This is a genomic window from Pseudomonas sp. 22189 (genome assembly GCF_052045635.1).
In the GTDB taxonomy this organism is placed as follows: Bacteria; Pseudomonadota; Gammaproteobacteria; order Pseudomonadales; family Pseudomonadaceae; genus Aquipseudomonas; species Aquipseudomonas parakoreensis.
Window position 1 is genome coordinate 1 of the sequence record NZ_JBQEPG010000047.1, and the last position, 26,504, is coordinate 26,504.

Sequence of the window (26,504 nt, forward strand, 5' to 3'; positions counted from 1 at the left end):
GCTGTGGGCTCGACCTGCTTGTTCAACCAAGCTTCAAACTCTTTGAAACCCTTCGCGTCATTAGGCAGCTTGGCCTTGGTTTTGTGCTTACCGTTTGGCAAGTGCGTGGCGATATCAAAGGTGTTTTTAGCGATATCGACACCGACGAAACTGGACATGAGTGTCTCTCCATTGATCTGTTTTCGATCATCACTGCACTCTGTCCAACCTTGCGAATGCGAGCTCTCGCCAGAGACGGGCCCAAGATACCGTTCGAACTATATGAGTGAGTGTGGAGGGCTGGAGCACGATCTACATCACAGGCAAAAAGCCTAAGGAGCTGCACGGCTTCCAAGTCCCTCCCTCGATGATCAGTCGAGAACTATCGCTCCTGACGGAGCGATAGTCGAGATACAAGGAGCTGCCGAAGGCTGCGATCTTTTGCTTTTCAGGCTGCAATCATCGGCGGCAGGGTGCCGAGAAGGGAGACCGCAGCAACGGCACCCATCCCCAATAACCACTCCAGCAGCACACTGCGCTTGAGCACGCCCATCCGCTGTTCGCAATCATCAATCCGCAAGCGATTGAACAGCGCCAGCGCGAGCATGCCCAGCACCAGCAACGCCTTGATCAGCAGGATCAGGGCAAAGCCACTGAACAGCGGCGTCGGCCACCATTGCCCGGTCAGCACGCGCACGTTGATCAGGCCGGTGATCAGCAGCCCGCCGACGATGGCATAACCGACACCGCTGAAGCGTTGCAGGATCCGGCTCATCGTTTCGCCGGGTTGGCGCAGGATCAATACCAGCAGCAACAGACCGCCGAGCCATGCGGCGACGCAGGTCAGGTGAACGATCTGGTTGAGGATCAGCAGTTGCCCGCTGAGGCCGTCGAGCATCGCGCCGTGCCCGACCGGCGCCAGGGTCGCCAGGAGCAGCGCGCTCAAGCCCAGACGCAGCGGCAGGCTCGATCGCCACGGCGTAAACAGCAACGCCAGCAACAGCGCGTTGATCAGCAGATGCCAACGCCAGACCTGACCGAAAAACGTATTGCCCAGCACCAGGCCAATCGTGTCCGGGTCAAACGCGGCCGCCGCCGAACCGGCCATGCTCGCGGTGATCAGCAGCGCCCAGGTGACACCGCTGACCAGCGCAATTGCCGTCAGCCAGCGCGCCAGTCGCGCCAGATGCCGATCCAGTGTCGGCACTGGCGCCTTGAGCAGCAGTGGCCGAAACAGCCAGGCGCCGAACAGCATCAACACCGCGCTGAAATGCACAAAACGGCACAGCACCAGCGCTTCACTCATGAATTACTGGCCGACCTTGAACTGGTAGGCGCCTTCGCTCTTGTGTGTGTCGACCGACACCGCGTGCCATTCGACTTTGTATTCACCGGCACTGAGTGGTGCGGCGGGGGTGACGATCAGGGTTTTCTTGTCGCCTTCGGTGGTCAGCGGTTTGATCGCGACCGGGGCGCCGTCGTGGGTCAGGCTGACTTTGGTGAAGTTGGCCTCGACGCCTTCGGAAAAGGTCAGGCGCAGATGGGCTGGAGCGGCGACGGTACTGTCGGCGGCCGGGGTGGCACTTTTCAGGTGGGCGTGGGCGAAAACCGAAGATGCGGCGAACAGCGAAGCGAGCAGGGCAGTGGTGGTCAGGACGTTCTTGAACAGCATCGCGGGTACCTCTGGGGCAGGACAAAGAAACGCCAGTTTAGCCATGCGCCGACCTTCATACGAAGTTTTGTTTGCAGCGGTCGCCCCGAGGCCGGAGCGGATGCTAGTCTTCAACAACGTCGTTGTCAGGGAGCCCTCATGGGCAATCACAAGATCGAGATTCGTCGCAGTAACGTCGAGAAAATCCTGTTGGCGGCGGAAAAAGTCTTCGCCGAAAAAGGCTTCGGCGGCACCGCCATGGCCGACATCGCCGCCGAAGTGCAACTGCCGCGCTCCAACCTGCATTACTACTTTTCCACCAAGAGCGAACTGTACAGCGCGGTACTGTTCGATCTGCTGGAGGTGTGGAAGCAGGACGCGCTGTGCTTTGAGATGTTCGACGATCCACGGGTGGTGCTCAGCAGCTACATCCGCGCCAAGATGAACCACTCGCGCAGCCGGCCTTATGGTTCGAAAGTCTGGGCCAACGAGATCATCCACGGGGCGCCGACTCTGGGCGAGGCGCTGGACGTCAGCCTGTACGACTGGGCAAAGATGAAGGAGGCGAAGATCCGCCAGTGGGTGGAGGACCAGCGGATTCTGCCGGTGGAGCCGTCGAGCCTGCTGTACATGATCTGGGCCTCGACCCAGCACTACGCCGACTTCGATCATCAGGTGAATATTCTGAACGAGCACCAGCCGCTGTCGGACATGCAGTTCGAGCGGGCGGTGCAGACGGTGACCAGTGTGATTTTGCGGGGGATCGGATTGGAGCCATAAATCAAAAGATCGCAGCCTGCGGCAGCTCCTACANATCGGTGTAGGAGCTGCCGCAGGCTGCGATCTTTTGATCTTAAGAATCAGACCGCGACATGATAGGGATTGCGCGGATCATGATTCCAGTCCAGAAACGGCTTGCCCGTTTCCATCGGCACCATCTCGATGCAGTCCGCTACCGGGCAGGTGATCTGGCACAGGTTGCAGCCGACACACTCCTCATCGATCACTTCATATTTATGCGTGCCGTCGGCCTGCTTGAGGCTGCTGATCGCCTGGTGTGACGTGTCCTCGCAAGCAATGTGGCAACGCCCGCAACCGATGCACGCGTCCTGATCAATCCTGGCAATGACCTGATAGTTGATGTCGAGGTATTTCCAGTCAGTGGTGTTGCCCACCGCACGCCCGGAAAACTCGGCGATGTTGGCGTAACCCTGACTGTCCATCCAGCGCGACAGCCCGTCCTTCATCTCCTCGACAATCCGGAAGCCATGCAGCATCGCCGCCGTGCACACCTGCACCGCGCCGCTGCCCAGCGCCATGAACTCCGCCGCGTCACGCCAACTGCCGATACCACCAATGCCGCAGATCGGCAGGCCTTGAGTCTGCGGATCACGGGCGATCTCGGCGACCATGTTCAGCGCAATCGGTTTGACCGCTGAGCCGCAATAACCGCCGTGGGTGCTTTTGCTGCCGACGGTGGGCAGGGCGACCATATGCTCCAGATCGACGCTGGTAATCGAGTTGATGGTGTTGATCAGCGACACCGCATCGGCGCCACCGCGATGGGCCGCGCGAGCGGCAACGCGGATGTCAGTGATGTTCGGCGTCAGCTTGACGATCACCGGCAACGAGCAATAGGTCTTGCACCAGCGCGTCACCTGCTCGACGTATTCCGGCACCTGACCCACCGCCGCGCCCATGCCGCGTTCGGGCATGCCGTGCGGGCAACCGAAATTCAGCTCGATGCCGTCAGCGCCGGTGGCCTCCACCAGTGGCAGGATGTGTTTCCACGACTCCTCCACGCACGGCACCATCAGCGAGACGATCAGCGCACGATCCGGCCAGTCCTTTTTCACCTGGGTGATCTCGCGCAGGTTGATCTCCAGCGAGCGGTCGGTGATCAGTTCGATGTTGTTGATGCCCAGCACTTCACGGTTGTTGCCGTAGTGTGCCGAGTAGCGCGACGAGACGTTGACCGCTGCCGGGTCCTCGCCGAGGGTTTTCCAGACCACGCCACCCCAGCCGGCCTCGAAGGCGCGGACCACATTGTAGGCCTTGTCGGTCGGCGGCGCGGAGGCCAGCCAGAACGGATTGGGCGCTTTGATGCCGGCGAAGACTATCGAGAGATCGGCCATTTATGCAGCCTCCACGTTGAGCATCAGTTGCGCGTTGATCGCCTCGGCGGCGCGTTTGCCGTGCTGTACGGCTTGCACGGTGAGGTCTTGATCGAGACTGGTGCAGTCGCCGCCGGCATACACGCCGGGAATGCTGGTGCGCAGGTTGTCGTCGACCTGAATCCGTTCGCCCTGACGCTTGAGTTCGCGCGCCAGCGGGTCGGCGAGGGCGCTGCTGTCGAAGGCCTGGCCGATGGCTTTGAAGATCGCGTCGGCGGCCAGTTCGAAAGTTTCGCCCGTGGTTTGCAGGCGACCGTCGACCAGATCGGTTCGGGCAAAACGCATGCCGCGCACCTTGCCTTGCGCATCGAGCAGCACTTCCTCCGGTTGCGCCCAGGTCAGCAGGCGTACCTGATTGGCCTTGGCGATGTCTTGTTCGTGACCGGTGGCACCCATGTCCGCCGCGCCCCGGCGATACACCAGATTCACGTCACGCGCTCCGAGACGGGCCATTTGCACGGCCATGTCAATCGCCGTGTTGCCGGCGCCGAGGACGATGCAGCGTTCGGCCAGTGGCAGTTGCGTCAGGTCATCGGCCTGGCGCAGTTCGCGGATGTAGTCAGTGGCGGCGAGCAGGCCGGGCGCGTCTTCGTGGGGCAGGCCGAGCTGTTTGCTGGCATTCAGGCCGAGGCCGAGGAACACCGCGTCGAACTGCTGATGCAGCTCGCTGAGGGTCAGATTCTCGCCGAGTTTCTGTCCGTGACGGATTTCGATACCGCCGATCTGCAGAAGGAAATCCAGTTCCTTTTGCGCGTAGTCGTCGACCAGTTTGTATTTGGCGATCCCGTATTCATTGAGGCCGCCAGCCTTTTCCCGTGCTTCGAAAATCACCACGTCGTGGCCATGCATAGCACTGCGGTGGGCACAGGACAAACCCGCTGGCCCGGCGCCAACCACGGCGATGCGCTTGCCGGTGCTCGCCGCACGCTGGAACGGGTGCTCGGTGAAATTCGCGTTGTCCACGGCGTAGCGTTGCAGCAGGCCGATCAGCACCGGCGCACATTCCTGGGCGTTGTTGCGCACGCAGGCTTGCTGGCAGAGGATTTCCGTCGGGCAGACCCGCGCACAACTGCCGCCGAGAATGTTCGCCGAAAGGATTTTCTGTGCCGCGCCGGGCACGTTGTCCTGATGGATGTTACGGATGAACGACGGAATATCGATCTCGCTGGGGCAAGCGTTGACGCACGGCGCGTCGTAGCAATACAGGCAGCGCGAGGCTTCCAGATGCGCCTGCCGGGCGTTGAGCGGTGGCGCCAGATCAGTGAAATGGCCGGCGAGGGCGGCCGCACTTTCGTGCGGGTGCGGGAGATGGTTCAGGGTCTCGATCACGGTTTTTTGCCTCACGGTAACTGCCTCTATCGGGCATTGGCCAATTCCCTGTAGGAGCTGCCGAAGGCTGCGATCTTTTGATTTTGGTGTTAAAGATCAAGATCAAAAGATCGCAGCCTTCGGCAGCTCCTACAGGGGGAATGCATTTCAAATGTGGGAGCGAGCTTGCTCGCGAAGGCCGAAGGCCTGGATTTCAGCGTTTCACAGCCGTCGGCTTATGCATCTCAGCCCGCTTGCTCAGCAAATCAAACACCGCCGGATACGCCGGCCGTTCGATGTACCGCCCGGCGCCGCGCTCGGCGCGCAGATCGCCGTCGGCCCAGACCACTTTGCCCTGGCTGACGGTATGACTCGGCACGCCGCGCACGGTCTTGCCTTCGAAGATGTTGAAGTCCACCTGCTGGTGGTGGGTCTTGGCGGAAATGGTGCGAGTGCCTTGCGGGTCCCACAGCACCAGGTCGGCGTCGGCGCCGACGCGAATCGCGCCTTTGCGCGGATAGAGGTTGAAGATTTTTGCGGTATTGGTGGAGGTGAGGGCGACGAAGTCCTGCATCGACAAACGGCCGCTGTTGACCCCTTCATCCCACAACACCGCCATGCGGTCTTCGATGCCGGCGGTGCCGTTGGGGATCTTGCTGAAGTCGTCGCGCCCGGCGGCTTTTTGCTCGGCGCAGAAGCAGCAGTGGTCAGTGGCGGTGGTGTGCAGATTACCGCTCTGCAGGCCATGCCAAAGGGCCTCCTGATGCCCGCGCGGGCGGAACGGCGGGCTCATCACATAACCGGCGGCGGTCTGCCAGTCCGGGTGCTGGTAGACGCTGTCGTCGAGCAGCAGATGCCCGGCCAGCACTTCGCCGTACACCGGTTGGCCCTTGCTGCGGGCATAAGTGATTTCGTCCAGCGCTTCCTTGGTCGACACGTGTACCAGGTACAGCGGCGTGCCGATGGTCTCGGCAATACGGATCGCCCGGCTCGCCGCTTCGCCTTCCACCTGCGATGGCCGTGACAATGGATGCGCCTCTGGCCCGGTGATGCCCTGGGCCATCAACTTGCGTTGCAGGTGATAGACCAGCTCGCCGTTTTCCGCATGCACGGTCGGCACCGCGCCGAGTTCCAGGCAGCGCTCGAAACTCGCCACCAGCGTGTCGTCGGCGGCCATGATCGCGTTCTTGTAGGCCATGAAATGCTTGAAGCTGTTGATCCCGTGATGGCTGACCAGCTCGGCCATTTCCTCGCGCACCTGCTCGCTCCACCAGGTGATCGCGACGTGAAAGCCGTAGTCCGAGGCGGACTTTTCGGCCCAGCCACGCCACTGATGAAACGCTTCCATCAACGACTGCTGCGGATTGGGAATCACGAAGTCGATGATCGAGGTGGTCCCGCCAGCCAGACCTGCGGCAGTGCCGCTGTAGAAGTCTTCACTGGCCACGGTGCCCATGAAGGGCAATTGCATGTGGGTGTGTGGATCGATGCCGCCGGGCATCAGGAATTGGCCGCTGCCGTCGAGCACTTCGGCACCGGCGGGAGTATCCAGGTTTTGACCAATGGCTTTGATCACGCCGTCGGCGCAATAGACGTCGGCGCGATAACTTTCATCATGGGTAACAACGGTGGCGCCACGGATCAACAGAGACATTCCGAGTTCCTCGCAGGCATGACCGACTTGTGCCGGTTCTCAATGTTTTATTGGTGTTCAACGCTGATCGGTATATTCCTGTCAGTGCTGTCAGGAATAGAAGCTAGTCGCAGTTATGCAATTGATCAAGATTATTTTTTATAAGCTTATATCTGTTTTAAGTTGTTGAAAAATAACGATAAAAAATATGAATCACCAAAATGGTGAGGCTGTTCACCATTTTGACGCACTTGACAGGATGGAAATATGAGCAAGATTTCCTATGTGAAATCAGCTGCTTGAAGTTGAGCTGCGGTTAATCGCCTGTAATGAAAAAAAGTGCAGTGCACCAGATTGAGTCCTGACAGTTCGGACAACTTGGCAAACGTTTAGCCTGAGCGTGCAGACAGGTTTTCGCGGACTCCTCCGGTGAATAATTAAAAGCGTGAATTATCAGAAAGTTGCAATGCGTTTGTAGCACCGCCTGAGCGTCAGACGGAGTACCCGGCACGTTTATTGATGCCGCCGCTGACACCATGGCCGGTGCAAGAAAGTTGTCAGTTCCTCCGGCCATCGTCCGGCTCGCACCCTGGTGTGCAGCCGCCTGATGAGCAAAAAAATAATCAGAAGAACAGTGGAGCGGCCATGCAACAGAACAGATCGCAAGTGACCGAGCGCGACGGCTTGTTCGAACTCGAAGCCGGCAGCGACGTCCTCGACAGTCCCCGTTACAACCACGATATGGCACCGACCAAGGTGCGCGAACGCACCTGGAACAAATGGCACATCACCGCGCTGTGGGTCGGCATGTCGGTGTGCGTGCCGACTTACACCCTCGGCGGCGTGCTCACCGCTTACTTCGGCCTGACTGTCGGCGAAGCGCTGATGGCGATTCTGCTGGCCAACGTCATCGTGCTGATCCCGCTGACCCTCAATGCTTTCCCCGGCACCAAGTACGGCATTCCATTCCCGGTGCTGCTGCGTTCGTCATTCGGCGTGCTCGGCTCCAACGTGCCGTGCCTGATTCGTGCGCTGGTGGCGTGTGGCTGGTTCGGGATTCAAACGATGTTTGGCGGGCTGGCGATTCACCTGTTTCTTGGCTCGATCTTCGACGGCTGGAAATCCCTCGGCGGAACGGGGGAGGTGATCGGCTTCATGATCTTCTGGTCGCTGAACCTGTGGGTGGTGATCCGTGGTGCCGAGTCGATCAAGTGGCTGGAAACCCTGTCCGCACCGCTGTTGGTGGCGGTCGGCATTGGCTTGCTGATGTGGGCCATGCCCAATGTGTCGATGAGCGAGCTGCTGGCGATTCCACCGAAACGCCCGGAAGGCGCGAGCGTGGTCAGTTACTTCGCCGCCGGGCTAACAGCGATGGTTGGCTTCTGGGCCACGTTGTCGCTGAACATTCCTGACTTCAGCCGCTACGCCAAGAGCCAGAAGGACCAGATACTCGGGCAGATTTTCGGTCTGCCGCTGACCATGTTCCTCTTCGCCTCGCTGGGGGTGGTGATGACTGCTGCGTCGGTGAAGCTGGTGGGTGTCACGGTATCGGATCCGGTCAGCCTGATCGGCCATATCCAGAGCCCGCTGTGGGTGGCGGTGGCCATGGCGCTGATCATCATCGCCACGCTGTCGACCAACACGGCGGCGAACATTGTTTCGCCAACCAACGACTTCCAGAACATCGCGCCCAAGGTGATCAACCGTACCAAAGCGGTGTTGCTCACCGGCTTCGTCGGGCTGGCGCTGATGGCCCACGAGCTGCTGAAAAAGCTCGGGTTGATCGTCTCCGATGTCAGCCTGGAAACCGTGTATTCCAACTGGCTGCTGGGCTATTCGAGCCTGCTCGGACCAATCGCCGGGATCATGGTGGTGGACTATTTCCTGATCAAGAAACAGCAACTGGACCTGGCCGGGCTGTACCGCGATGACGTGTATCCGGCGTGGAACTGGGCCGGGTTTGCCGCGTTTGGCGTGCCCGTGGTGCTGACCCTGCTGTCGCTGGGTAGCGATGCGTTCAGCTGGTTTTACAGCTACGGCTGGTTTACCGGCTCGGCGCTGGGCGGGGTGATTTATTACGGGTTGTGCGTGATGCGGGCGCAGCCTTCGGTCGTGAAATCACCGGTGTGAGGGAGGGCCTCATCGCTGGCAAGCCAGCTCCCACAAGGATCAAGTCGTACACAAACCATGAGTTCACTCAAAACCTGTGGGAGCTGGCTTGCCAGCGATGGCGGCCTGGAAAACACCAAAGAAATATCCTAAGAAACTGCCTGAGGAGATCAACATGAACGCAGCCGTAGACGTTCTGCAATCCACCCATCAGCACATCAACCGCGACCGCCTCTGGGCCTCGCTCATGGAACTGGCCAAGCTCGGTGCCACGGTCAAGGGCGGGGTCTGTCGTCTGGCCCTGACCGACCTCGATCGCCAGGCCCGTGACCTGTTCGTGCAGTGGTGCAAGGACGCCGGATGCAGCGTCACAGTGGATGCAGTCGGCAACATCTTCGCCCGCCGCCCGGGGCGTAATCCGAACCTGCCGCCGGTGATGACCGGTAGCCACATCGACACCCAACCTACCGGCGGCAAATTCGACGGCTGCTTCGGCGTGCTCGCCGGCGTCGAGGTGCTGCGTACCCTCAATGACCTCGGCGTGGAAACCGAAGCACCGCTGGAAGTGGTGGTCTGGACCAACGAAGAAGGCTCGCGCTTTGCTCCGTGCATGATGGGTTCCGGCGTGTTCGCCGAGAAATTCACCCTCGAAGAAACCCTGGCCAAGGTCGATGCCGACGGCGTCACGGTTGGCGAAGCGCTCAACGCCATTGGTTACGCGGGGTCACGCAAAGTCAGCGGGCACAAGGTTGGCGCCTATTTTGAAGCACACATCGAGCAAGGCCCGATCCTCGAAGACGAGCAGAAAACCATCGGCGTGGTACTCGGCGCCCTCGGGCAGAAGTGGTTCGACCTGAAACTGCGCGGCGTCGAAGCGCACGCCGGGCCAACGCCGATGCACCTGCGCAAGGACGCCCTGGTCGGCGCCTCGGTCATCGTTGGTGCGGTCAACCGCGCCGCCCTCGGCCACCAACCCCACGCTTGCGGCACCGTCGGTTGCCTGCAAGCCTATCCCGGCTCGCGTAACGTCATCCCTGGCGAAGTGCGCATGACCCTCGACTTCCGCCATCTGCAGCCCGAGCGCCTCGATTCCATGATTGCCGAAGTGAAGCAGGTCATCGACGCGACCTGCGAAGAACACGGCCTGACCTATGAACTGACCCCGACCGCCGACTTCCCGCCGCTGTACTTCGAAAAGGGCTGCGTCGAAGCCGTGCGCGGCGCGGCGAAAGGCCTGGGTTTGTCACACATGGACATCGTCAGCGGCGCCGGCCACGACGCGATCTTCCTCGCCGAACTCGGCCCGGCCGGAATGATCTTCGTGCCGTGCGAAGGCGGCATCAGCCACAACGAAATCGAGAATGCCGCGCCGGATGATCTGGCGGCCGGGTGTGCGGTGTTGTTGCGGGCGATGCTCGCGGCTTCGGCGATGGTGGCGGAGGGGCAGCGCGCGGCCTGAAGATCAAAAGATCGTCCGATCGCGGCCCGAGCCTGCGGCAGCTCCTACAGTTGGATCGCATTCAACCTGTAGGAGCTGCCGAAGGCTGCGATCTTTTAGTGGTCACCTGCAGGAACGACTTGGTTTGATCAACCGGGCCGGTCATTTTTACTTGCAGTGCCCTGACGTCGGTCAGGGCCGTTGGGGTTGCCGACATCCAGCAACCTTCGTTCGACCAAAACATTCTCCAGTGCCTGACGCTCGACCGGCGCCATTTGGTGTTCACGCTTTTTCAGCTCCAGCAGAATCGGGCTGGACCAGGTGCGATAAGTCTGTTCGATGTTGCGACGCGACGTCATCAGTCTCTCCTTGATCAAGAGCCCGGTGTAGCTGGCAGGGGCTCAATCCGATGAGGGAATAACGTTAGTCGACAAACCCCGAATCCGCGAATGACTCAATGTTTTGTGGGAGCTGGCTTGCCAGCGATAGCAGTGGGTCAGTCTCTGCTGCATTGACTGACAGCCCGCCATCGCTGGCAAGCCAGCTCCCACAGGGTTTTGCGTTGCGTGTGGGATCCGGGATCAGTCCTCGATATTCATCATCGCCTGCACACCTTCCCATGCCTCGGCGCGCATCCGTTCGATATCCAGCCCCGGAATCACGCCGTTATCGACCACGATCCGGCCGCCCACCAAACTGTATTTCACCGTGATCGGTTCCCCCGCGACGACGGGTGCAACCGCGCAATCGTGGAAGCCGAAGAAGCGGGGATGGTCGAGGCTGTAGATCACCAGATCTGCCGCTTGCCCGACTTGCAGTGTACCGACCGCGCCCAGTCCCAATACCTGGGCGCCGCCCGCTGTGCCCCAATGGATCACGTCTTCGGCGGTGGTCGCCGAGGCGCCTTGTTCGGCGCGGTGGATCAGCCATGCGGTGTTGGCTTCGCCGACCATGCTTCCGGATTCGTTGGACGCGACGCCGTCGACGCCGAGGGAGATTGGTACGCCGGCCTCAACCATTTGCGGCACCGGCGCGACGCCACTGCCCAGGCGCGCATTGCTTACCGGGCAGTGCGAGACGCCGCTGCCGGTCTGGGCGAGCATGCGGATTTCCCCCGGTTGCAGGTGCACGGCGTGGGCGAACCAGACGTCGGGGCCGAGCCATTCGTGTTCGGCGACGAATTCCACCGGCAGGCAGTTGTACTTGTCGCGGCAGAAATTCACATAGTTCTGGGTTTCCGACAGGTGTGTGTGCAGGCGCAAACCGAGGCCGCGTGCGGTGTGTGCCAGTTCGCGCAGCAGGGTCGGCGGCAGCGAAAAGGTCGGCGTGGTGGGCGCGACGACCACTCGGCGCAGGGCATCCGGGGTGTCCTGGTGATACCGCGATTTCAGCCGCTCGATATCGCCGACCATTTGCTCGAGGCTTTCCGGTTGCAGCGCGGTTTTCGAGAAGCCCGGGTGGGCGCTGGCGGACTCCAGTGCGCCACCGCGACACAGCACAAAGCGCAGGCCGAATTCGTCGGCCAGATCGAACAGCAGATCCCCGGTCTCGGTTGTGCCGTGGGCGTGATAGAGATAGTGATGATCGGCGCAGGTCGTCACCCCGGACAGCAGCAACTCGACCATGCCCAGACGGGCGGCGATCCGCGCCAGTTGCGGGGTAAAACGGTTCAAGCGTGGGTAGGGCACGCTCGCCAGCCAGCCTTGCAGATCCTGATTCAAACCTTCGGGCACGGCTTTGAGCAGGTTCTGGAACAGGTGATGGTGGGTGTTGATCCAGCCCGGATAGACCACGCTGTTGCGCGCATCGATCACCCGTTCGCCGGGGTGTGGCTCAAGGTCGGCGGCCATTTCGGCGATGCGTCCGTTGATCACGCGAATGTCCACCGCGCCGGCCCGGGCACGCGGGCCGCGCAGGCCGGTCATCACCGCGAGCGGGTTTTTGATCAGGATGTTTTGAAGTTGAGTCATGGCAGGCTCCAGTCAGAGAATGTGCGAGGCGGATTTGCCGGGTGTGGTGTCTGGCACGCTGACGCCGTTGAGCGCCGCGTTGAGCAGCACCGACACCAGGCAGGCGATGACCACGCTGCTGTGCAGGAACGGCTGTGACCACTCGGGCAGTTGTTTGAACAGAGTCGGCGCGAGCACCGGTACCAGCGCGGCGGCGATGGTGAAACCGACGATCAACACGTTGTAGCGATTGCGTTCATAGTCGACCTTGGCCAGGGTCTGGATGCCCGCCGCCGCGACCACGCCGAACATGGCAATGCCGGCACCGCCCAGCGCCGCCGTCGGCATCGAGGCGATGATCGCCCCGGCCTTGGGCACCAGCGCAATCGAACACATCAGCAGGCCACTGACGGCGACCACCCAACGGCTGCGCACGCCGGTCAGGATCACCAGACCGACGTTCTCCATGAAGGCGATAAACGGGAATGCGGCGAACATTCCGGCGATGGTGCTGGCCAGGCCATTGGCGCGCAGGCCGTTGATCACCTGCTGGTCTTCCACCGGTTTGTCGACGATGTCGCCGATGGCCACGAACAGCCCCATCGACTCGACCATCTGCACGATCATCACCACCACCATGGTCGCGATGGGGATCAGGCTGAACGTCGGCAGGCCGAAGTAGAACGGGTAGGGCACGGTCAGCCACGGCACCTCTTCAACACTGTGGAAATTGCCCATGCCCAGACCGTAGGCCAGACCGGCGCCGACCAACATACCCACCAGCACCGCCATGTTGCGCAGCAGCGGGCTGCCATAGCGATTGACCAGCAGAATGGTCAGCAGCACCACCACCGCCACCGCGAGAAAGGCCGGCGCGCCGAAGTTGCTCGCATTGCGTCCGCCACCGACCCATTCATAGGCAATCGGGAACAGCTGCAGACCGATCACGGTGACGATGCAACCGGTCACCACCGGCGGGAAAAACCGCCGTAATCGGCCCACGAACGGCGCCATCAGCAGGGTGAAAATCCCGGCACCGATCACCGCGCCGCAGACCCCGGGGAAGCCCACTTCGGGGTTGCTGCCGATGGCGATTACCGGGCCGACGCTGCTGAACGCCACACCTTGCAGGATCGGCAGGCGCACGCCGAATTTCCAGAAACCGACGGTCTGCAACAGGGTGGCGATGCCCGAGCAGAACAGCGTGGTGCTGATCAGCACCACGGTATCGGCGTGGGACATTTTCAGGGCGCTGGCAACGATCAACGGCACGGCGATGGCGCCGATGTACGAGACGGCCATGTGCTGCAGGCCGAGGGTGAGCATCTGTCGCACCGGCAAAACGCGGTCGACGGGGTGCACGGTGGAGGAAGGAGTGGCTGACGACATGGGGAATCACCTCTGGCTGTTTTTATGCGGTAGAGAGGGGTATTCGTCTGATGCCGATCAATTGCCTGATGCCGTAATGAGACACTTGTGGCGAGGGAGCTTGCTCCCGCTGGACTGCGCAGCAGGCCCATGCTTTCAGGGGCCGCTTCGCGACCCAGCGGGAGCAAGCTCCCTCGCCACAGGTACCGGGTCACCGCCAATTGATCGTTCCAGTCATTCGTGCCCGAAGCCGCCATCCACCGGCTCCGATGCCTTGTTCAGCCTGCGAGGCAGGCGGCAAAGCCCTGGTTCAGCGCCGCGCGGTCCAGGTCACGGCCGATGAACACGATCTTGCTCGAGCGGGGCTCCGTGCCCCAGGCGGTCGAGGCGCGGAACTCCACCAGGCTGTGCACGCCTTGCAGCACGTAGCGCTGGTCTTCGTTGGCCACGGCCAGCACGCCTTTCATGCGATAGAGGTTGTCGGCCTGGGACGAGCGCAGTTCGCTGATCCAGCGGTGGAACGCCATCAGGTTGACCGCACCGTCCACGGAGATGCCCACCGATGACACGCTCGGGTCGTGTTCGTGGTCGGGCTCATCATGGTGGTGTTCATGGTCGTGATGCTCAGGTTCAGCGCCGATTTCCATGAGCTTCTGCGTGCATTCGAAGGCGCCGATGCCGAGGATTTTCGTCAGGTCGATCTGCGCATGAGTGGAGGTCACCAGATCCGCCGTGGCGTTCAAACCACGGATCTTGCCGCGCAGAATGTCCACCTCTTCAGGGCTGACCAGATCGACCTTGTTGATGACAATGCGATCGGCGCAGACGATCTGATCCACCGCCTGATTGTCGACGCCATCCAGTTGCAGATCTTCCAGGTGCTGGGCGATGTGCTTGGCGTCGACCATGGTCACGATCGCATCGAGTTCGACGTCCTCGGCAATCGGGTCATTGATGAAAAAGCTTTGCGCCACCGGGTACGGGTCGGCCAGCCCGCTGGTCTCGATCAGGATGTGATCGAGGCGTACCGGGCGCGCCACCAGTTCGCGGACGATGCGCACCAGATCCTCACGAACTTCGGCGGTGCAGCACACGCAGCCGTTGACCATTTCGTAGATTTCTTCGGTCTCCGAGCTGAGCACCAGATCACCGTCGATGCCGACCTCGCCGAACTCGTTTTCGATCACGGCGATCTTGCGTCCGTGGTTTTCCTTGAGGATGTAATTGAGCAGGGTGGTTTTGCCGGCACCGAGAAAACCGGTGAGGATGGTCACGGGGATTTTGGTGTTGCGGGTTGGGGCGTTGAAGGGGGTGTTCATCTGGAGCTCCTTTGATTGGCGTTTGTGGCGAGGGGATTTATCCCCGATGGGTCGCGAAGCGGCCCCAAAATCTGCAATTGCGCTGTGTCAGGAAAACCTCATTCACAGGTTTTGCGACTGCTGCGCAGTCGGTCGGGGATGAATCCCCTCACCACAGGTATTCATTTCCACATTGGGATTTGTGTGTTCTTTCCATCGGCGGGCAACGCCGGCATCGAGGCCGAACAGGTCGAGCACTCTGCCCAGACTGTGATCGACCATCTGCGCCAGGCTTTCGGGCCGGGCGTAGAACGCCGGCACCGGTGGGGCGATGATCCCGCCCATCTCGGTCACGGCCGTCATGTTGCGCAGGTGGGCGAGGGTCAGCGGGGTTTCGCGGGCCATCAGCACCAAGGTGCGGCGTTCCTTGAGGGTGACGTCGGCAGCGCGGCCGATCAGCCCGGACGACGTGCCGGTGGCGATCTCTGCCAGGGTGCGCATCGAACACGGCGCGACCACCATGCCCAGGCAGCGAAACGAACCGCTGGCAATCCCGGCGGCGACGTCATCGGCGCGGTGGTAGTGGCTGGCGAGTGCAGTGACATCGGCCAGTTTGTAGTCGGTCTCGTGGGCCATGGTCAGCAGCGCGGCGCGGCTGATGATCAGGTGGCTTTCGATGTTCAGCTCGGCCAGCAACTCCAGCAGACGCATGCCGTAGACGAAACCGGACGCGCCGCTGATGCCGACCACCATCCGCTGGCGGTTCACAACGCCAGCCCTTTGAGCCGTTGCCGTGCCCGTTCGAGCACGTCCTGAGCAAGCTGCGCCTTGATCCCGTCGAAGCCCGAGCCACGGGTGGCGTCAAGACCCATGCGCGAAGTGGTGCCGTTGACCGAGGACGACGGGTCCAGCGGGCTGCCGGGCAAACCGTCGATCATGAACAGGTCCAGATGCGGCTGGAAATGCGTGGCCAGCGCCCACAACACCTGGCTGTCGTCAGTGATGTCGATATCGCTGTCCACCGCGATCACGCTTTTCAGATACGGATCCCAGCCGAGCAGGGCCAGCATGATCTGCCGCGCTTCGCCGTCGCGGCTCTGATCCAGCGCCACGTAGCAATGAAAGTGGGTGCCGGAGTTCGGGTAGTGCACGGCGGTGACGGCAGGGAAACGTGCCTTGAGCTTCTCGCTCATCTCCGCCTCCCGGGGCAGTCGGGCGAGGGTCAGGTGTTCGGCGTAGCGGCCACCCATCACGTCTACCAGCCAGGCATCCTTGCGCCGCAACAGGGTATCGACGCGCAGCACATTGTTGGTCGAACGATCCGAGGAATAACCGCTGAACTCGCCGAACGGGCCTTCCTCGGCGTAGGCCGTCGGGTCAATGGCGCCCTCGAGAACGAACTCGGCGTATGCCGGGACGCCGATGCCGTAGCGCGGGGTCTTGACCAGTTCCAGCGGCGCACCGAACAAGCCGCCAGCGACGGCACGTTCATCGCTGCCGTAGGGCAAGCGCGCTGCCGCCGCGAGCATGAACAGCGGATGCGCGCCGACCACCATCGCCACGCGCAATTCTTCACCGCGTTCACGAGCGGTCTGCAGCATTCGCCACAAATGTCCGCGCGAGTGCAGGCTGGTCGCCAGGGACTGGCGGGCGTGGCGCATCGAGCGGTGGTAGCTCATGTTGGCGATGCCGGTCAGCGGGTCCTCGGCGATGATGATCGCGTTGGTGATGTACGGCCCGCGATCGCTGTCGAAGTGCTTGAGCATCGGCAGCAGCGCCAGATCCACGGCTTCGCCTTCGAACACTTCATCAAGCACCGGGCCGCTTTCCACGTAGCGCGGGGCGATGGGCTGGTTGGCGCGGCGCTGGAAGGTTTCGTGCAGTTGTGCAGGCGTTACGCCGAACAACCGGGCGATGCGGGTGCGGGAGGCAAACAGGTTGGTCGCCACCGGCACCTTGAGGCCGCCGACGTTTTCGCAGATCAGCAACGGATCGCGGCCCTGTGCGGCGAGGGCATCGACCAGGGCGGTGACGTCCTGATCGGCAGAAACGGGTTGGGTGATGGTCAGCACATCGTCCGGGTACTCTCGGCGATAGGCGTCGGTGAACACGTGAAAATCCTGAGAATCGCCGAGCGTCGAACGGGTCATGGTTTCACCTCGTAAAAAGCAGGCACGCAGGGGTGAGAAGGTGTTCGATCGAGCAGCCGTTGGCCTGCCGGTCGAGGGAACGCCGGTTCATCTTCGTGCCTGTAAAGTCGCTGTGTTGCCTCTACTGTTCACTTAGGTGCTGAGGCGATTCCTGTGGCGAGGGCCTTTGTGGTGAGGGGATTTATCCCCGATGGGCTGCGAAGCAGTCCTAAAACCAATAAACGCGGTCTGCCTGATACACCGCGGTTGCAGGTTTTGGGGCCGCTGCGCAGCCCATCGGGGATAAATCCCCTCACCACAGGGTTCCCTTGTGCCCCAGGAATCAGCGTTACCCAGGAATCAGCGTTGCCTAGAGGTACGTGGTCGTCAGGCGAATATCGGCCTCAACCAGATCCTTCGGCGGTGGCGTCGGTTCGATTCCGCACAACCGCGCGATGTTGTTGCCCAGGTAGTCCTCCAGATGATCCTCATCGATGCCCAGACCTTGCGGCGCCGGTGAGCACAACACCTCCAGCTCGCGCAGCCACATGCCCGGTTCGTTTGGCGGCGAGTCGGTGCCGAACACGATCTTGTTGCGCGGCAGTTCCTTGGCGAATTCGACGATCCGTGACTGGAAGCACCAGCCGGATTCGCAGTACACGTTCGGCGTGTCCATCGCCATCCAGAACGCCTCGAACGAGTAGTTGCCGCCGGTCTGGATGCCGAAGTGGCCGATGATGAAATTGACCATCGGGAACTCGCGGATGATCGGGTAGAACATCGTCGGAATGGTGTACGGGCCGTCGCCGGTATGGATCAGCACCACGATGTTGTACTTGGCGCAGACTTTCATCGCCGGACGCAGCCAGTCCAGCGCCCGATCCGGGCGATAGCCGTGCATGTTGGCGTGCAGCTTGAGCATCTTGAAGCCGTATTCCTTGATGTGGAATTCCAGCTCCGCCGCACCGTTTTCCGGGCCCCAGCGCGGGTTGAAGTTGAAGTTGCCGATGAAGCGGTCCGGGTACTTCACACAGAGTTCGGCGACGTACGACATGTAGTCACGCACGCCTTCGCGGCCCCGGCGGTTGCCGTCGCGATAACCGGTGTTGCCCGGTGGCGGCTGGATAAAACCCATATCGATGCGGCGTGGCTTGCCGTTGATGATGTACGGGCCGTCCATCAGCTTGAGCATGCGCTCGCCGGTGAACGGTTCGCCGGTGTGGCGCCAGGCCTCGTCGACCAGGTTGGTGGGGTGCAGATGGGTGTCGATGATCATCGGTTCAGCTCCTGGCCAGTTGCGTGGTGACGGGGCGCTTGAGTTGCGCCTCTGCTTCGGAAACGGAACGCGGCGGCGGGGTCGGTTCGAGGCCGATCATCCGCGCGGTGTTGTTGCCCAGATACTCTTCGAGGGTGTCCTCGTCGAGGTTCAGGCCTTGCGGCGGTTCGTGGCACAGCACTTCGAGCAGGCGCAGCCACATGCCCGGTTCGTTCGGCGGGGTGTCGGTGCCGAACAGGATCTTGTGCGTCGGCAGCACCTTGGCGAACTCGACGATCCGCGATTGCAGGCACCAGCCCGATTCGCAGTACACGTTGGGCAGCTCCATCGCCCATTGCATCGGTTCGAACACGTAGACGCCGCCGGTCTGCACGCCGAAGTGGGCCATGATGAAATTCACGTTGGGGAATTCCTTGATCATCGGCACCCACTCCGAGGGGATGCTGTACGGCCCGTCGCCGGTGTGCAGCTTGACCGGAATCCCCAGCTCGGCGCATTTCTCGAAGCACGGGCGCACCCAGTCCAGTGCACGATCAGGCCGGTAGGCGTGCATGTTGGCCTGCATCTGCACCATCTTGAAACCGTGCTCCTTGACGTAGCGCTCGATCGCCTCGACGCCGTTTTCCACACCGCAGCGCGGGTTGTAGACGAAGCAGCCGATGAAACGATCCGGGTAGGTCTGCACCATTTTCAGGGTGTAGGCCATGTAGGCGTCGATGGATTCACGGCCCGAGAGTTCGCCGTCGGTCCAGGTGTAAATGGTGTTGCCCTGCGGCGGCTGGATGAAGGCTTTGTCGATCCGGCGAGGCTTGCCGTTGACCATGTACGGGCCATCCATCATCTCCAGCAGACGCTCGCCGGTGAACGGGTCACCGTCATGCCTCCAGGCGAGGTCCACGAGATCCGTGGGATAGCAGCTGATATCGATGATCATTGAAGTCGATCTCCTGATAGCGGGGAAGGGAGCCTTGCGGCTCTCGGCATCCACGCCCCGGGCAATCGGCCATTTCTATGCGCAGGTCTCGCGCATTCCCTCGCCTGTTCGCATCCGGCCCGGGTGGGTGGTTGCTGAGGGCGAGTATTGGAAAGGGGGGAGGGGTTCGTACAATATTAATTGGACGCGGTGGTGATACTTGGGCGATATGGTTTGGGTTTTTGTGGTGGTTGTGCCGACCCCTTCGCGAGCAGGCTCGCTCCCACAGGGGGAATGCATTCCAACTGGAGAAATGCGGTCAAACTGTGGGAGCGAGCCTGCTCGCGAAGGCGTCAGTGTTGCGTATGCAAAGCCAACTGCCTGATCACCTCAACCACCGGCGCCACCCGCTCAGCCTGCCCATGCGGCCACACCGCGTAGAGGTTGTAATGCGCAGTAATCTGCGCCTCGTTCAACGCCACCAGCCGCCCACTGCGCAATGCATCGGCGGCAAGCAAACCGCGCACCAGCCCGGCGCCAACCCCGGCTTCGGCAGCCGCAATCAGGTTGGCCGCATTATCGAAAATCACCCGCGCCGCTGGCTCCACCGGGGGCATTCCGGCCGCATCCAGCCACGGAATCCATGAGCGTCGCGTATAGCCCAACAGCGGCAATTCAAGGATCTGCGCAGGGCTCAACGGCAACTGCAAACCATAGCGCTCAAGCAACGCCGGCGAAGCCACCGCCAGCACCCGATCGCCACAGATCTGTGTCATCTCGCAGTCATCCCAATCGCCATAGCCGTAACGCAACGCCAGATCCACCCGCTCGAAGCTGCTGCGATCACTGCGCGGCATCGACAGCAGCGTCACCTCGTAATCCGGCAGTCCGTCGAGCAATTCCGGCAGGCGCGGATTGAGCCAGCTCTGCGCCAGTTCACTGTCGACGTCCAGGGTCAGGCGTTGCGCCACGCTGCGGTTTTTCACCGAGGACAGGGCCCGGTCGATCTGCGCCAGCCCGTCCGCCAGCACGCTGGCAAACAACTGCCCGGCATCGGTGAGGTTGCTGCCGCCGCCCTCACGCACGAACAACGGCTGACCGATGAAATCTTCCAGTGCGCGAATCTGCTGGCTGATCGCGCTGTGCGTCAGGTCGAGCTTGCGCGCCGCACTGGAAAAACTGCCGCTGCGCGCCGCGTGGATGAACGCGCTCATGGACTGCACCGACGGGTATCGCTTGTACATGTTGTTAGTCCTGCTTACAGCGGTTGGCAGAAATCGTCGCTGGCCGCGGTTTGCCCGGGGTTCCAATAATCGGTCACCAGGCCCGCACAAAGACGGGCCGCTCTTTTGGAGCCTGACAATGATCGCATTCACGGTTAACGGCGAACGACGCGAGCTGGATGAAGCGTCCCCCTCCATGCCCTTGTTATGGGTACTGCGTGATCAACTGAAACTCACCGGCACCAAATTCGGCTGCGGCATGGGCCTGTGCGGTGCCTGCACCGTGCATCTGGACGGTGTCGCGGTGCGTTCCTGCCAGTTGCCGCTGGCCGCCGTCGCGGGCCACAGCATCACCACCATCGAAGGCTTGTCGCCGAGCGAGAATCATCCGCTGCAACTGGCCTGGGTCGCCGAAGATGTGCCGCAATGCGGCTACTGTCAATCCGGGCAGATCATGTCCGCCGCCGCGCTGCTCAACACCGGCGCGGCGGTGACTGACGATTCGATCCGCAATGCGATGTCGGGGAATATCTGCCGTTGCGGCACTTACGGGCGGATCAACAAAGCGATCAAACGTGCGGCGAATGCGCCGAAGGAGGCCTGATGAGCCTGCGCGACGACACCTTGCTCGAACCGTCACGCCGGGTGTTTCTCAAGCAGGCAGCGACGGTCGCTTCGGGCCTGGCGATTGCTCTGTACCTGCCGTCCGGTAGCGCCGCCAGCGACTCGAGAACCCTGGCGCCGGCCACGGAATTCGAGCCTAACGCCTGGGTGCGGATCTTCCCCGACGGCACGGTAAAACTGGTGGTGCACAAGCACGATTCCGGCACTGGCACGCAAACGGCGCTGGCCGCGTGCGTGGCCGAAGAGCTGGATGTGAACCCGATGACCGTGCAGGTCATCACCCCGGAAGATCCGTTCTTCGAGACCTACATTCACCCGGTCTGGAAAGTCTTTTCCACCGGCGGCAGCACCAGTGTGTCGCTGGAATACGAGCGCTTGCGCATGGCCGGGGCCACGGCGCGGGCGCTGTTGATTGCGGCAGCAGCGAAGCAATGGAAAGTCAGCCCGGACAGCTGCAGCACCGAAGAAGGTCGGGTGGTTCATTTGCCCAGCAAACGCAGCCTCGGCTACGGCGAACTGGTCGGCGTGGCGGCGCATTTGCCGGCACCGGCCCACGTCACCCTGAAGGATCCGGCGCAGTTCAAATACATCGGCAAACTGCGGCACAAGCGCGATGCCACGGCCAAGGTCTGCGGGCGCTTCAAGTACAGCATCGACGTGCAGTTGCCGGGGATGCTGGTGGCGGTGATTCAGCGCGCGCCAGTAGTCGGGGCGAAAGTGCTCGGCGTCGATTCGGCGGCGGCATTGCAGGTACCGGGCGTGCGCCAGGTGCTTGCAATCCCCGGGCGCCCGGACGTGCTCGGTGGCAACCTGGAAGGCGTCGCGGTGCTGGCCGACACGTTCTGGGCGGCGCAGCAGGGACGCAAGCTGCTTGAGATCAAATGGAGCGATTCGCCGCTGGCCGGTTTCGACAGCGCGGAACTGGGCAAAGCGCAAGCGGCCGCTATTTCCGACCCGAAAAGCCAGACCATCAAAGCCATGACGCATGGCGATGTTGACGCGCAATGGTCGCACGCGGCGCAGCTGATCGAAGCCGATTACCACATGCCGTACAAAGTGCAGAACCCGCTGGAACCGATCTGCATCACCGCACAGGTCAAGGACAACGCGATCACCTATTGGGGCGGCGTGCAGGTGCCGTCGTCGGCGCTGGAAGCCGCGCAAACAGTCTGCGGCATCGCCAAGGACAAGGTCACTATCAATGAGCTGGTGTCCGGCGGCAGCTTCGGTGCGCGGGAAGCCAAATACTGGTTGTTCGAGGTGGCGTATCTGGCGCAACAGACCGGCGTGCCGGTGAAGTTGCTCAACAGCCGCGAAGACGAAATGCACGCACTGTTCAATCACCCGGCGACGCTGCACCGGGTCAAAGGTGCGCTGGATGCCCAAGGCAAACTCAACGCACTGCAACTGCACGCGGTGTCACCGGCCTCGCCGGAGCAGTGGGAGCCGGGCTATTTCGAACGCCCGGATCACATGGATTACAGCACCACCGAAGCGATCACCGCGTGGGACTTCGCCTATCGTCCGCCGCATCTGCAGTTGAACTGGGTCAAGCACGAAAGCCAGGTGCCCAGCGGCTGGTATCGCTCGGTGAGCTTTATTCCCAATGTGTTTGCCGTCGAGAGTTTCATGGACGAGTTGGCCCATGCGGCAGGCGCGGATCCGCTGGCGTTCCGTCTGGCCAACATGCAGGAGCGGCCACGGCATGTGGCGGTGCTGAAACAGGCTGCCGAACGCGCCGGATGGGGCCAGCCGTTACCGCCCGGCACTGCGTTGGGCATTGCGACCTTTCAGGGTTACAGCAGTTTTATCGCCGTGGTGGCGCGGGTCGCGACGGTCGATGGCAAACCGAAAGTCGAGAAACTGACGTGTGTGGTCGACTGCGGTCTGGCCGTGTCGCCGGGCGGGGTCGAGGAGCAGATCTACGGCGGACTGATGTGGGGCTTGGGCCATGCGTTGTTTGATCGCCTCGATATCCAACAGGGCAGGGTGGTGCAGAGCAATTTCCACGACTACCGCGTGACCCGGATGTCGGACATGCCGGCCACCGATATCGTGGTGCTGGATGGCGAGCCGGGCAAACCCGGTGGCGTCGGCGAGTTGGGCAGTCCGTCGGTGGCCCCCGCGATTGCCAACGCTTTGTTTGCGTTGACCGGCGTGCGCCAACGGTCGACACCGCTGAGCCTGGGGTAAGCCGCCATGGACCTGCGCCTGCTGCGGTACTTCATGGCCTTGGCCGATGAGTTGCATTTCGGTCGGGCTGCGGAGCGGTTGCACATTTGCCAGCCGCCGCTGAGCCAGCAGATTCGTCTGCTGGAGGAGGAGTTGGGCACGCCGCTGTTCGAGCGCAGTCATCACCGGGTCGAGCTGACAGCAGCGGGTCAGATGCTCAAGGAGCAGGCGCCGCTGGTGTTCGAACAACTGGAACGGGCGCTGGACCTGACCCGCCAGACCGGGCGCGGGCAACTCGGCGAACTGGAAATCGGCATGATCAGTTCGGTGATGGTCGGCGTGCTGCCCAAGGCCCTGCACCTGTTTCGTGAGCGTTATCCGCAGGTGAACTGGCGCCTGCATGAAATGACCCCGGCGGCGCAGGTCAAGGCGTTGAAGGAAAAGCGCATCGACGCCTGCGTGTTCCGCGTCGGTTATGACGATCCGTTGCTGCGTAACGAGTTGCTGATCTACGAACCGATTCGTGTGGTGATGCCGGCCGATCATCCGCTGGCCAGCCGCGAGCTGCTGGCCCCGGCGGATCTGGCGCAGGAACCGTTCGTTGCGCTGGAACTGAAGCAGTCGCGGTTTGCCAACTTCCTTTATCAGTGCTGCGTTCAGGCCGGGTTCACCCCGCAGATCCGCCAGCAGGTGATTGAAGTGCAGACGCTGCTCAGCCTGGTGCGCGCCGGGTTCGGGGTGGCGCTGTTGCCGGCTTCTATAGAGCAACTGGCGCCGGCAGGGCTGGTGTTTCGCAGGCTGACGCCGGCGCTGCCGGAAGTGCCGCTGTACGCGACTTACCGCGCCGATGATGCTTCGCCGGTGCTCAGGCTGTTTCTCGATACGTTGCGCGAGCTGGTGGAAACCTCAGATCAACCTTGATCCCTTGTGGGAGCGAGCTTGCTCGCGAAGGCGGTGTGTCAGCCGACAGATTATTTGAAAGAACTACCGTATTCGCGAGCAAGCTCGCTCCCACAGGGGACTGTGGTGGGGCGCACATTTATGTTCGGCACGATCACGAACGCCTGCGGTCGTAATCTTCACACGCGCATTCCCTGTGGAGATCCAATGAGCCAGGAAGTCCTGACCACTGAAACCAATCGTCGCCAGTTGCAGCAGATTATCGCCGGGCTGTCCGACGGGGTGATTTTGCTGGAGCTCGATCAGAGCATCCTCTGGGCCAACGAGGCAGCACTGGCCATGCACGGTGTCAGCCGGATCGGCGAGCTGGGCACTAATGCCGATGAGTATGCCAAGCGTTTCACGCTGCGTTATCGCAACAACCACCTGTTGCCGCCCGAGAACTATCCGATCAGCCGCGTCGCACGCTGTGAGGTATTCAGCGACCTGTTGGTCGAAATGTCTGCCATGGATGACCCGGAACGCGTCTGGGTGCACAGTGTGCGCAGCATGGTACTGACCGACCGCGAAGGGCAGCCGGAGTCGCTGGTGCTGATCATGAGCGATGTCACCGATTGGGCCAATGCCGAGCAGCGTTTCGAAAAGACCTTCAATGCCAACCCGGCGCCGGCGGTGATCTGCCGCCTCAGCGACTTGCGTTACATCAAGGTTAATCCGGGGTTTCTGGAGATGACCGGTTACACCCGCGATCAGGTAATCGGTACTTCGGCCTATGAAATCGATGTCTTCGATCAGGCTGAGAAAAAGGATCTGGCGATCCAGCGTCTGCGCGATGTAGCGACCATTCCACAGATGCAGGCTCAACTGCGTCTGCCCGATGGCGGCAGCAAGCAAGTGATCGTCGCCGGGCAACCGTTGGTGCTCAATGATGAGGATTGCATGCTGTTTTCCTTCGTCGACATGGAGCTGCGGCACAAGGCGGAAGTAGCGCTGCGTCAGAGTGAGGAACGCTTCGCCAAGGCGTTTCGCCTGACCCCGGTGCCGATTCTGATCTGCAGTGCTGACGAGCAGCAGGTGATTGATGTCAATCAGGCGTTCCTCGACACCCTCGCCTACGACAGCGACGAGGTGGTGGGCAAAACCGTGACTCAGTTGCATTTCATCGACGACGACGGTGCGCGGGCCCGGCTGCTGAACGCCCTGGCCAAAAGCGGTCGGATTGATCGGGTCGACGTCCGCGTGCGCAGGAAGGATGCAGAGCTGCTGGAGTGCGCGGTGTCGGCTGACACCGTGAACATTCAGGACACGCCGTGCTATCTGCTGGTGCTGATGGACATCACCGAACGCAAGCGCACCGAGTTGGAATTGGTCGCGGCGATCGAAGAGGTGATGAAGGATGCTTCGTGGTTCAGCCGGACGCTGATCGAAAAACTGGCGAATGTGAAGAAGGTCAACTCGCCGCAGCTGCCGAGCGTGTCGTTCACTGATCTGACGGCGCGTGAGCGCGACGTGCTGGGGCTGATCTGCGAGGGGTTGGCCGACAAGGAGATCGCCGCCCGGTTGAAGCTGGCACCCAATACCGTGCGCAATCATGTGGCGACGGTGTATTCCAAGCTCGATGTGCACAGTCGCAGCGAGGCGATTGTGTGGGCGCGGGAGCGGGGTCTGTTTTCCGGCGAACGCGGCGCCAAGGGGCAACGGTAGGTGCAAATGCACTAATCGATGAGGTGCAAATGCAGGTTCTGGCGCGGTGGGGCAGTTCTTAGTCTGGTGGGGTGCGATACAAGCCTGTTGGCTTGGGATCGTCTCCCTTCGAAACAGCTAAAGGAACAAGCTCCATGATGAATCTTGCGCAGTTGCGCGCCAGCCTTGAGCAGAGTTTCTCGCCACTGGCGTGCGAGTGTTCAGTGGATGGGGATCATTCGCTGACGGTGAAGTTGTATCACCGGGAGTCGGGACAGGTGGATCTGGTGATCAGCGGGTTGAAACTCAATGAGTTGCGAACGCCGGAGGCTGTGGCGGCGTTGATTGATGAGTTGCGGTATGAGTTGGAGAGTAATTCTTTGCGGGCTGCTCGGGATCCGGATATGGCTTAGGGTTTTTGGCTGTTTTGGGTGTGGATCCGTTACTGCGGGTGTTGCTGATCAGGGTTCCGCCCTTACGGCGGGTCACTTTGGCAAAAGCCCCAAAGTAACCAAAGGGCTTTACCCTGACGTTCGGCCCTCGCTTGGGCTCGGGTTCCTTCGCTGCGAGATTCATCCGGGGGGCAGCGCCTACGGTTTGCTTCGCTGCACCTCCTCTCGCTGTGTTTGGCTGCGCCAAACGGTCGCTGCGCTCCCACCCCCGGATAAATCCCTCCA

The 26,504-nt window shown here is 61.6% G+C and carries 22 protein-coding genes; 8 read left to right on the forward strand and 14 right to left on the reverse strand.

From position 1 onward, the window contains the following. Nucleotides 1-427 precede the first annotated feature (427 nt). Both copD and copC read right to left on the reverse strand, forming a co-directional pair. Complete coding sequence (copD, locus tag ACTJKS_RS27175; RefSeq protein ID WP_108183009.1) at nt 428-1,285, reverse strand: copper homeostasis membrane protein CopD; 858 nt, start codon at nt 1,283-1,285, stop codon at nt 428-430. 3 nt (nt 1,286-1,288) lie between these two features. Then, nucleotides 1,289-1,651 (reverse strand): copper homeostasis periplasmic binding protein CopC, encoded by a 363-nt coding sequence (copC, locus tag ACTJKS_RS27180; protein ID WP_108183008.1) that lies wholly within the window; start codon nt 1,649-1,651, stop codon nt 1,289-1,291. 138 nt (nt 1,652-1,789) lie between these two features. Here copC and ACTJKS_RS27185 point away from each other — a divergent pair, with 138 nt between their 5' ends. Then, nucleotides 1,790-2,410 (forward strand): TetR/AcrR family transcriptional regulator, encoded by a 621-nt coding sequence (locus tag ACTJKS_RS27185; protein ID WP_064587091.1) that lies wholly within the window; start codon nt 1,790-1,792, stop codon nt 2,408-2,410. 80 nt (nt 2,411-2,490) lie between these two features. Here ACTJKS_RS27185 and preA read toward each other — a convergent pair whose 3' ends face one another. From preA to hydA, 3 genes are all read right to left on the reverse strand, one after another. Continuing rightward, nucleotides 2,491-3,765, reverse strand: coding sequence for an NAD-dependent dihydropyrimidine dehydrogenase subunit PreA (preA, locus tag ACTJKS_RS27190; protein ID WP_098968232.1), 1,275 nt, complete (start codon nt 3,763-3,765; stop codon nt 2,491-2,493). Continuing rightward, entirely contained in the window at nt 3,766-5,133 is a 1,368-nt protein-coding gene (locus ACTJKS_RS27195) for an NAD(P)-dependent oxidoreductase (RefSeq protein ID WP_108184406.1), read from the reverse strand. It lies immediately after the preceding gene. A gap of 193 nt (nt 5,134-5,326) precedes the next feature. Further along, nucleotides 5,327-6,766, reverse strand: coding sequence for a dihydropyrimidinase (gene hydA, locus ACTJKS_RS27200; protein WP_108183007.1), 1,440 nt, complete (start codon nt 6,764-6,766; stop codon nt 5,327-5,329). 624 nt (nt 6,767-7,390) lie between these two features. Here hydA and ACTJKS_RS27205 point away from each other — a divergent pair. Then, nucleotides 7,391-8,875 (forward strand): NCS1 family nucleobase:cation symporter-1, encoded by a 1,485-nt coding sequence (locus tag ACTJKS_RS27205; RefSeq protein WP_108183006.1) that lies wholly within the window; start codon nt 7,391-7,393, stop codon nt 8,873-8,875. Nucleotides 8,876-9,029: 154 nt separating this feature from the next. After that, nucleotides 9,030-10,313 carry a Zn-dependent hydrolase gene (locus tag ACTJKS_RS27210; RefSeq protein WP_108183005.1) on the forward strand — a complete coding sequence of 428 codons (1,284 nt, stop codon included), beginning with the start codon at nt 9,030-9,032 and terminating at the stop codon, nt 10,311-10,313. Nucleotides 10,314-10,441: 128 nt separating this feature from the next. Here ACTJKS_RS27210 and ACTJKS_RS27215 read toward each other — a convergent pair whose 3' ends face one another. From ACTJKS_RS27215 to ACTJKS_RS27255, 9 genes are all read right to left on the reverse strand, one after another. Beyond that, the gene (locus ACTJKS_RS27215; protein ID WP_041073306.1) at nt 10,442-10,651 is read right to left on the reverse strand and encodes a hypothetical protein; all 210 of its coding nucleotides are present in this window, start codon (nt 10,649-10,651) and stop codon (nt 10,442-10,444) included. Nucleotides 10,652-10,873: 222 nt separating this feature from the next. Next, the gene (locus ACTJKS_RS27220; RefSeq protein ID WP_108183003.1) at nt 10,874-12,262 is read right to left on the reverse strand and encodes an amidohydrolase family protein; all 1,389 of its coding nucleotides are present in this window, start codon (nt 12,260-12,262) and stop codon (nt 10,874-10,876) included. Between the two features lie 12 nt (nt 12,263-12,274). Further along, nucleotides 12,275-13,630: a nucleobase:cation symporter-2 family protein gene (locus tag ACTJKS_RS27225; protein WP_108183002.1), complete on the reverse strand. Its 1,356-nt coding sequence runs from the start codon at nt 13,628-13,630 to the stop codon at nt 12,275-12,277. Nucleotides 13,631-13,887: 257 nt separating this feature from the next. Beyond that, on the reverse strand, nt 13,888-14,928 hold the full coding sequence (locus ACTJKS_RS27230; protein ID WP_108183001.1) for a CobW family GTP-binding protein: 1,041 nt from the start codon (nt 14,926-14,928) through the stop codon (nt 13,888-13,890). A gap of 102 nt (nt 14,929-15,030) precedes the next feature. Continuing rightward, nucleotides 15,031-15,660: a UbiX family flavin prenyltransferase gene (locus ACTJKS_RS27235; RefSeq protein ID WP_262948599.1), complete on the reverse strand. Its 630-nt coding sequence runs from the start codon at nt 15,658-15,660 to the stop codon at nt 15,031-15,033. A gap of 11 nt (nt 15,661-15,671) precedes the next feature. After that, nucleotides 15,672-17,057, reverse strand: coding sequence for a UbiD family decarboxylase (locus ACTJKS_RS27240; protein WP_108182999.1), 1,386 nt, complete (start codon nt 17,055-17,057; stop codon nt 15,672-15,674). A gap of 349 nt (nt 17,058-17,406) precedes the next feature. After that, a complete protein-coding gene (locus tag ACTJKS_RS27245) occupies nt 17,407-18,312 on the reverse strand; it encodes an amidohydrolase family protein (RefSeq protein WP_108182998.1) in 906 nt (301 codons plus the stop codon). 4 nt (nt 18,313-18,316) lie between these two features. Then, entirely contained in the window at nt 18,317-19,246 is a 930-nt protein-coding gene (locus ACTJKS_RS27250; protein WP_007965237.1) for an amidohydrolase family protein, read from the reverse strand. A 332-nt stretch (nt 19,247-19,578) separates the two neighbouring features. Continuing rightward, the gene (locus ACTJKS_RS27255) at nt 19,579-20,469 is read right to left on the reverse strand and encodes a LysR substrate-binding domain-containing protein (RefSeq protein WP_108182997.1); all 891 of its coding nucleotides are present in this window, start codon (nt 20,467-20,469) and stop codon (nt 19,579-19,581) included. 118 nt (nt 20,470-20,587) lie between these two features. Here ACTJKS_RS27255 and ACTJKS_RS27260 point away from each other — a divergent pair, with 118 nt between their 5' ends. The 5 genes from ACTJKS_RS27260 to ACTJKS_RS27280 all read left to right on the forward strand — a co-directional run bounded on the left by ACTJKS_RS27260 (nt 20,588) and on the right by ACTJKS_RS27280 (nt 26,240). Continuing rightward, a complete protein-coding gene (locus ACTJKS_RS27260; protein WP_108182996.1) occupies nt 20,588-21,052 on the forward strand; it encodes a (2Fe-2S)-binding protein in 465 nt (154 codons plus the stop codon). Beyond that, nucleotides 21,052-23,265, forward strand: coding sequence for a xanthine dehydrogenase family protein molybdopterin-binding subunit (locus ACTJKS_RS27265; protein ID WP_108182995.1), 2,214 nt, complete (start codon nt 21,052-21,054; stop codon nt 23,263-23,265). Before ACTJKS_RS27260 ends, ACTJKS_RS27265 begins: the two co-directional genes overlap by 1 nt. Nucleotides 23,266-23,271: 6 nt before the next feature. After that, entirely contained in the window at nt 23,272-24,165 is an 894-nt protein-coding gene (locus ACTJKS_RS27270; protein ID WP_108182994.1) for a LysR substrate-binding domain-containing protein, read from the forward strand. 186 nt (nt 24,166-24,351) lie between these two features. Next, nucleotides 24,352-25,848, forward strand: coding sequence for a helix-turn-helix transcriptional regulator (locus tag ACTJKS_RS27275; protein WP_041073285.1), 1,497 nt, complete (start codon nt 24,352-24,354; stop codon nt 25,846-25,848). Nucleotides 25,849-25,982: 134 nt separating this feature from the next. Continuing rightward, nucleotides 25,983-26,240: a DUF1652 domain-containing protein gene (locus ACTJKS_RS27280; RefSeq protein WP_041073283.1), complete on the forward strand. Its 258-nt coding sequence runs from the start codon at nt 25,983-25,985 to the stop codon at nt 26,238-26,240. Nucleotides 26,241-26,504: the final 264 nt, after the last annotated feature.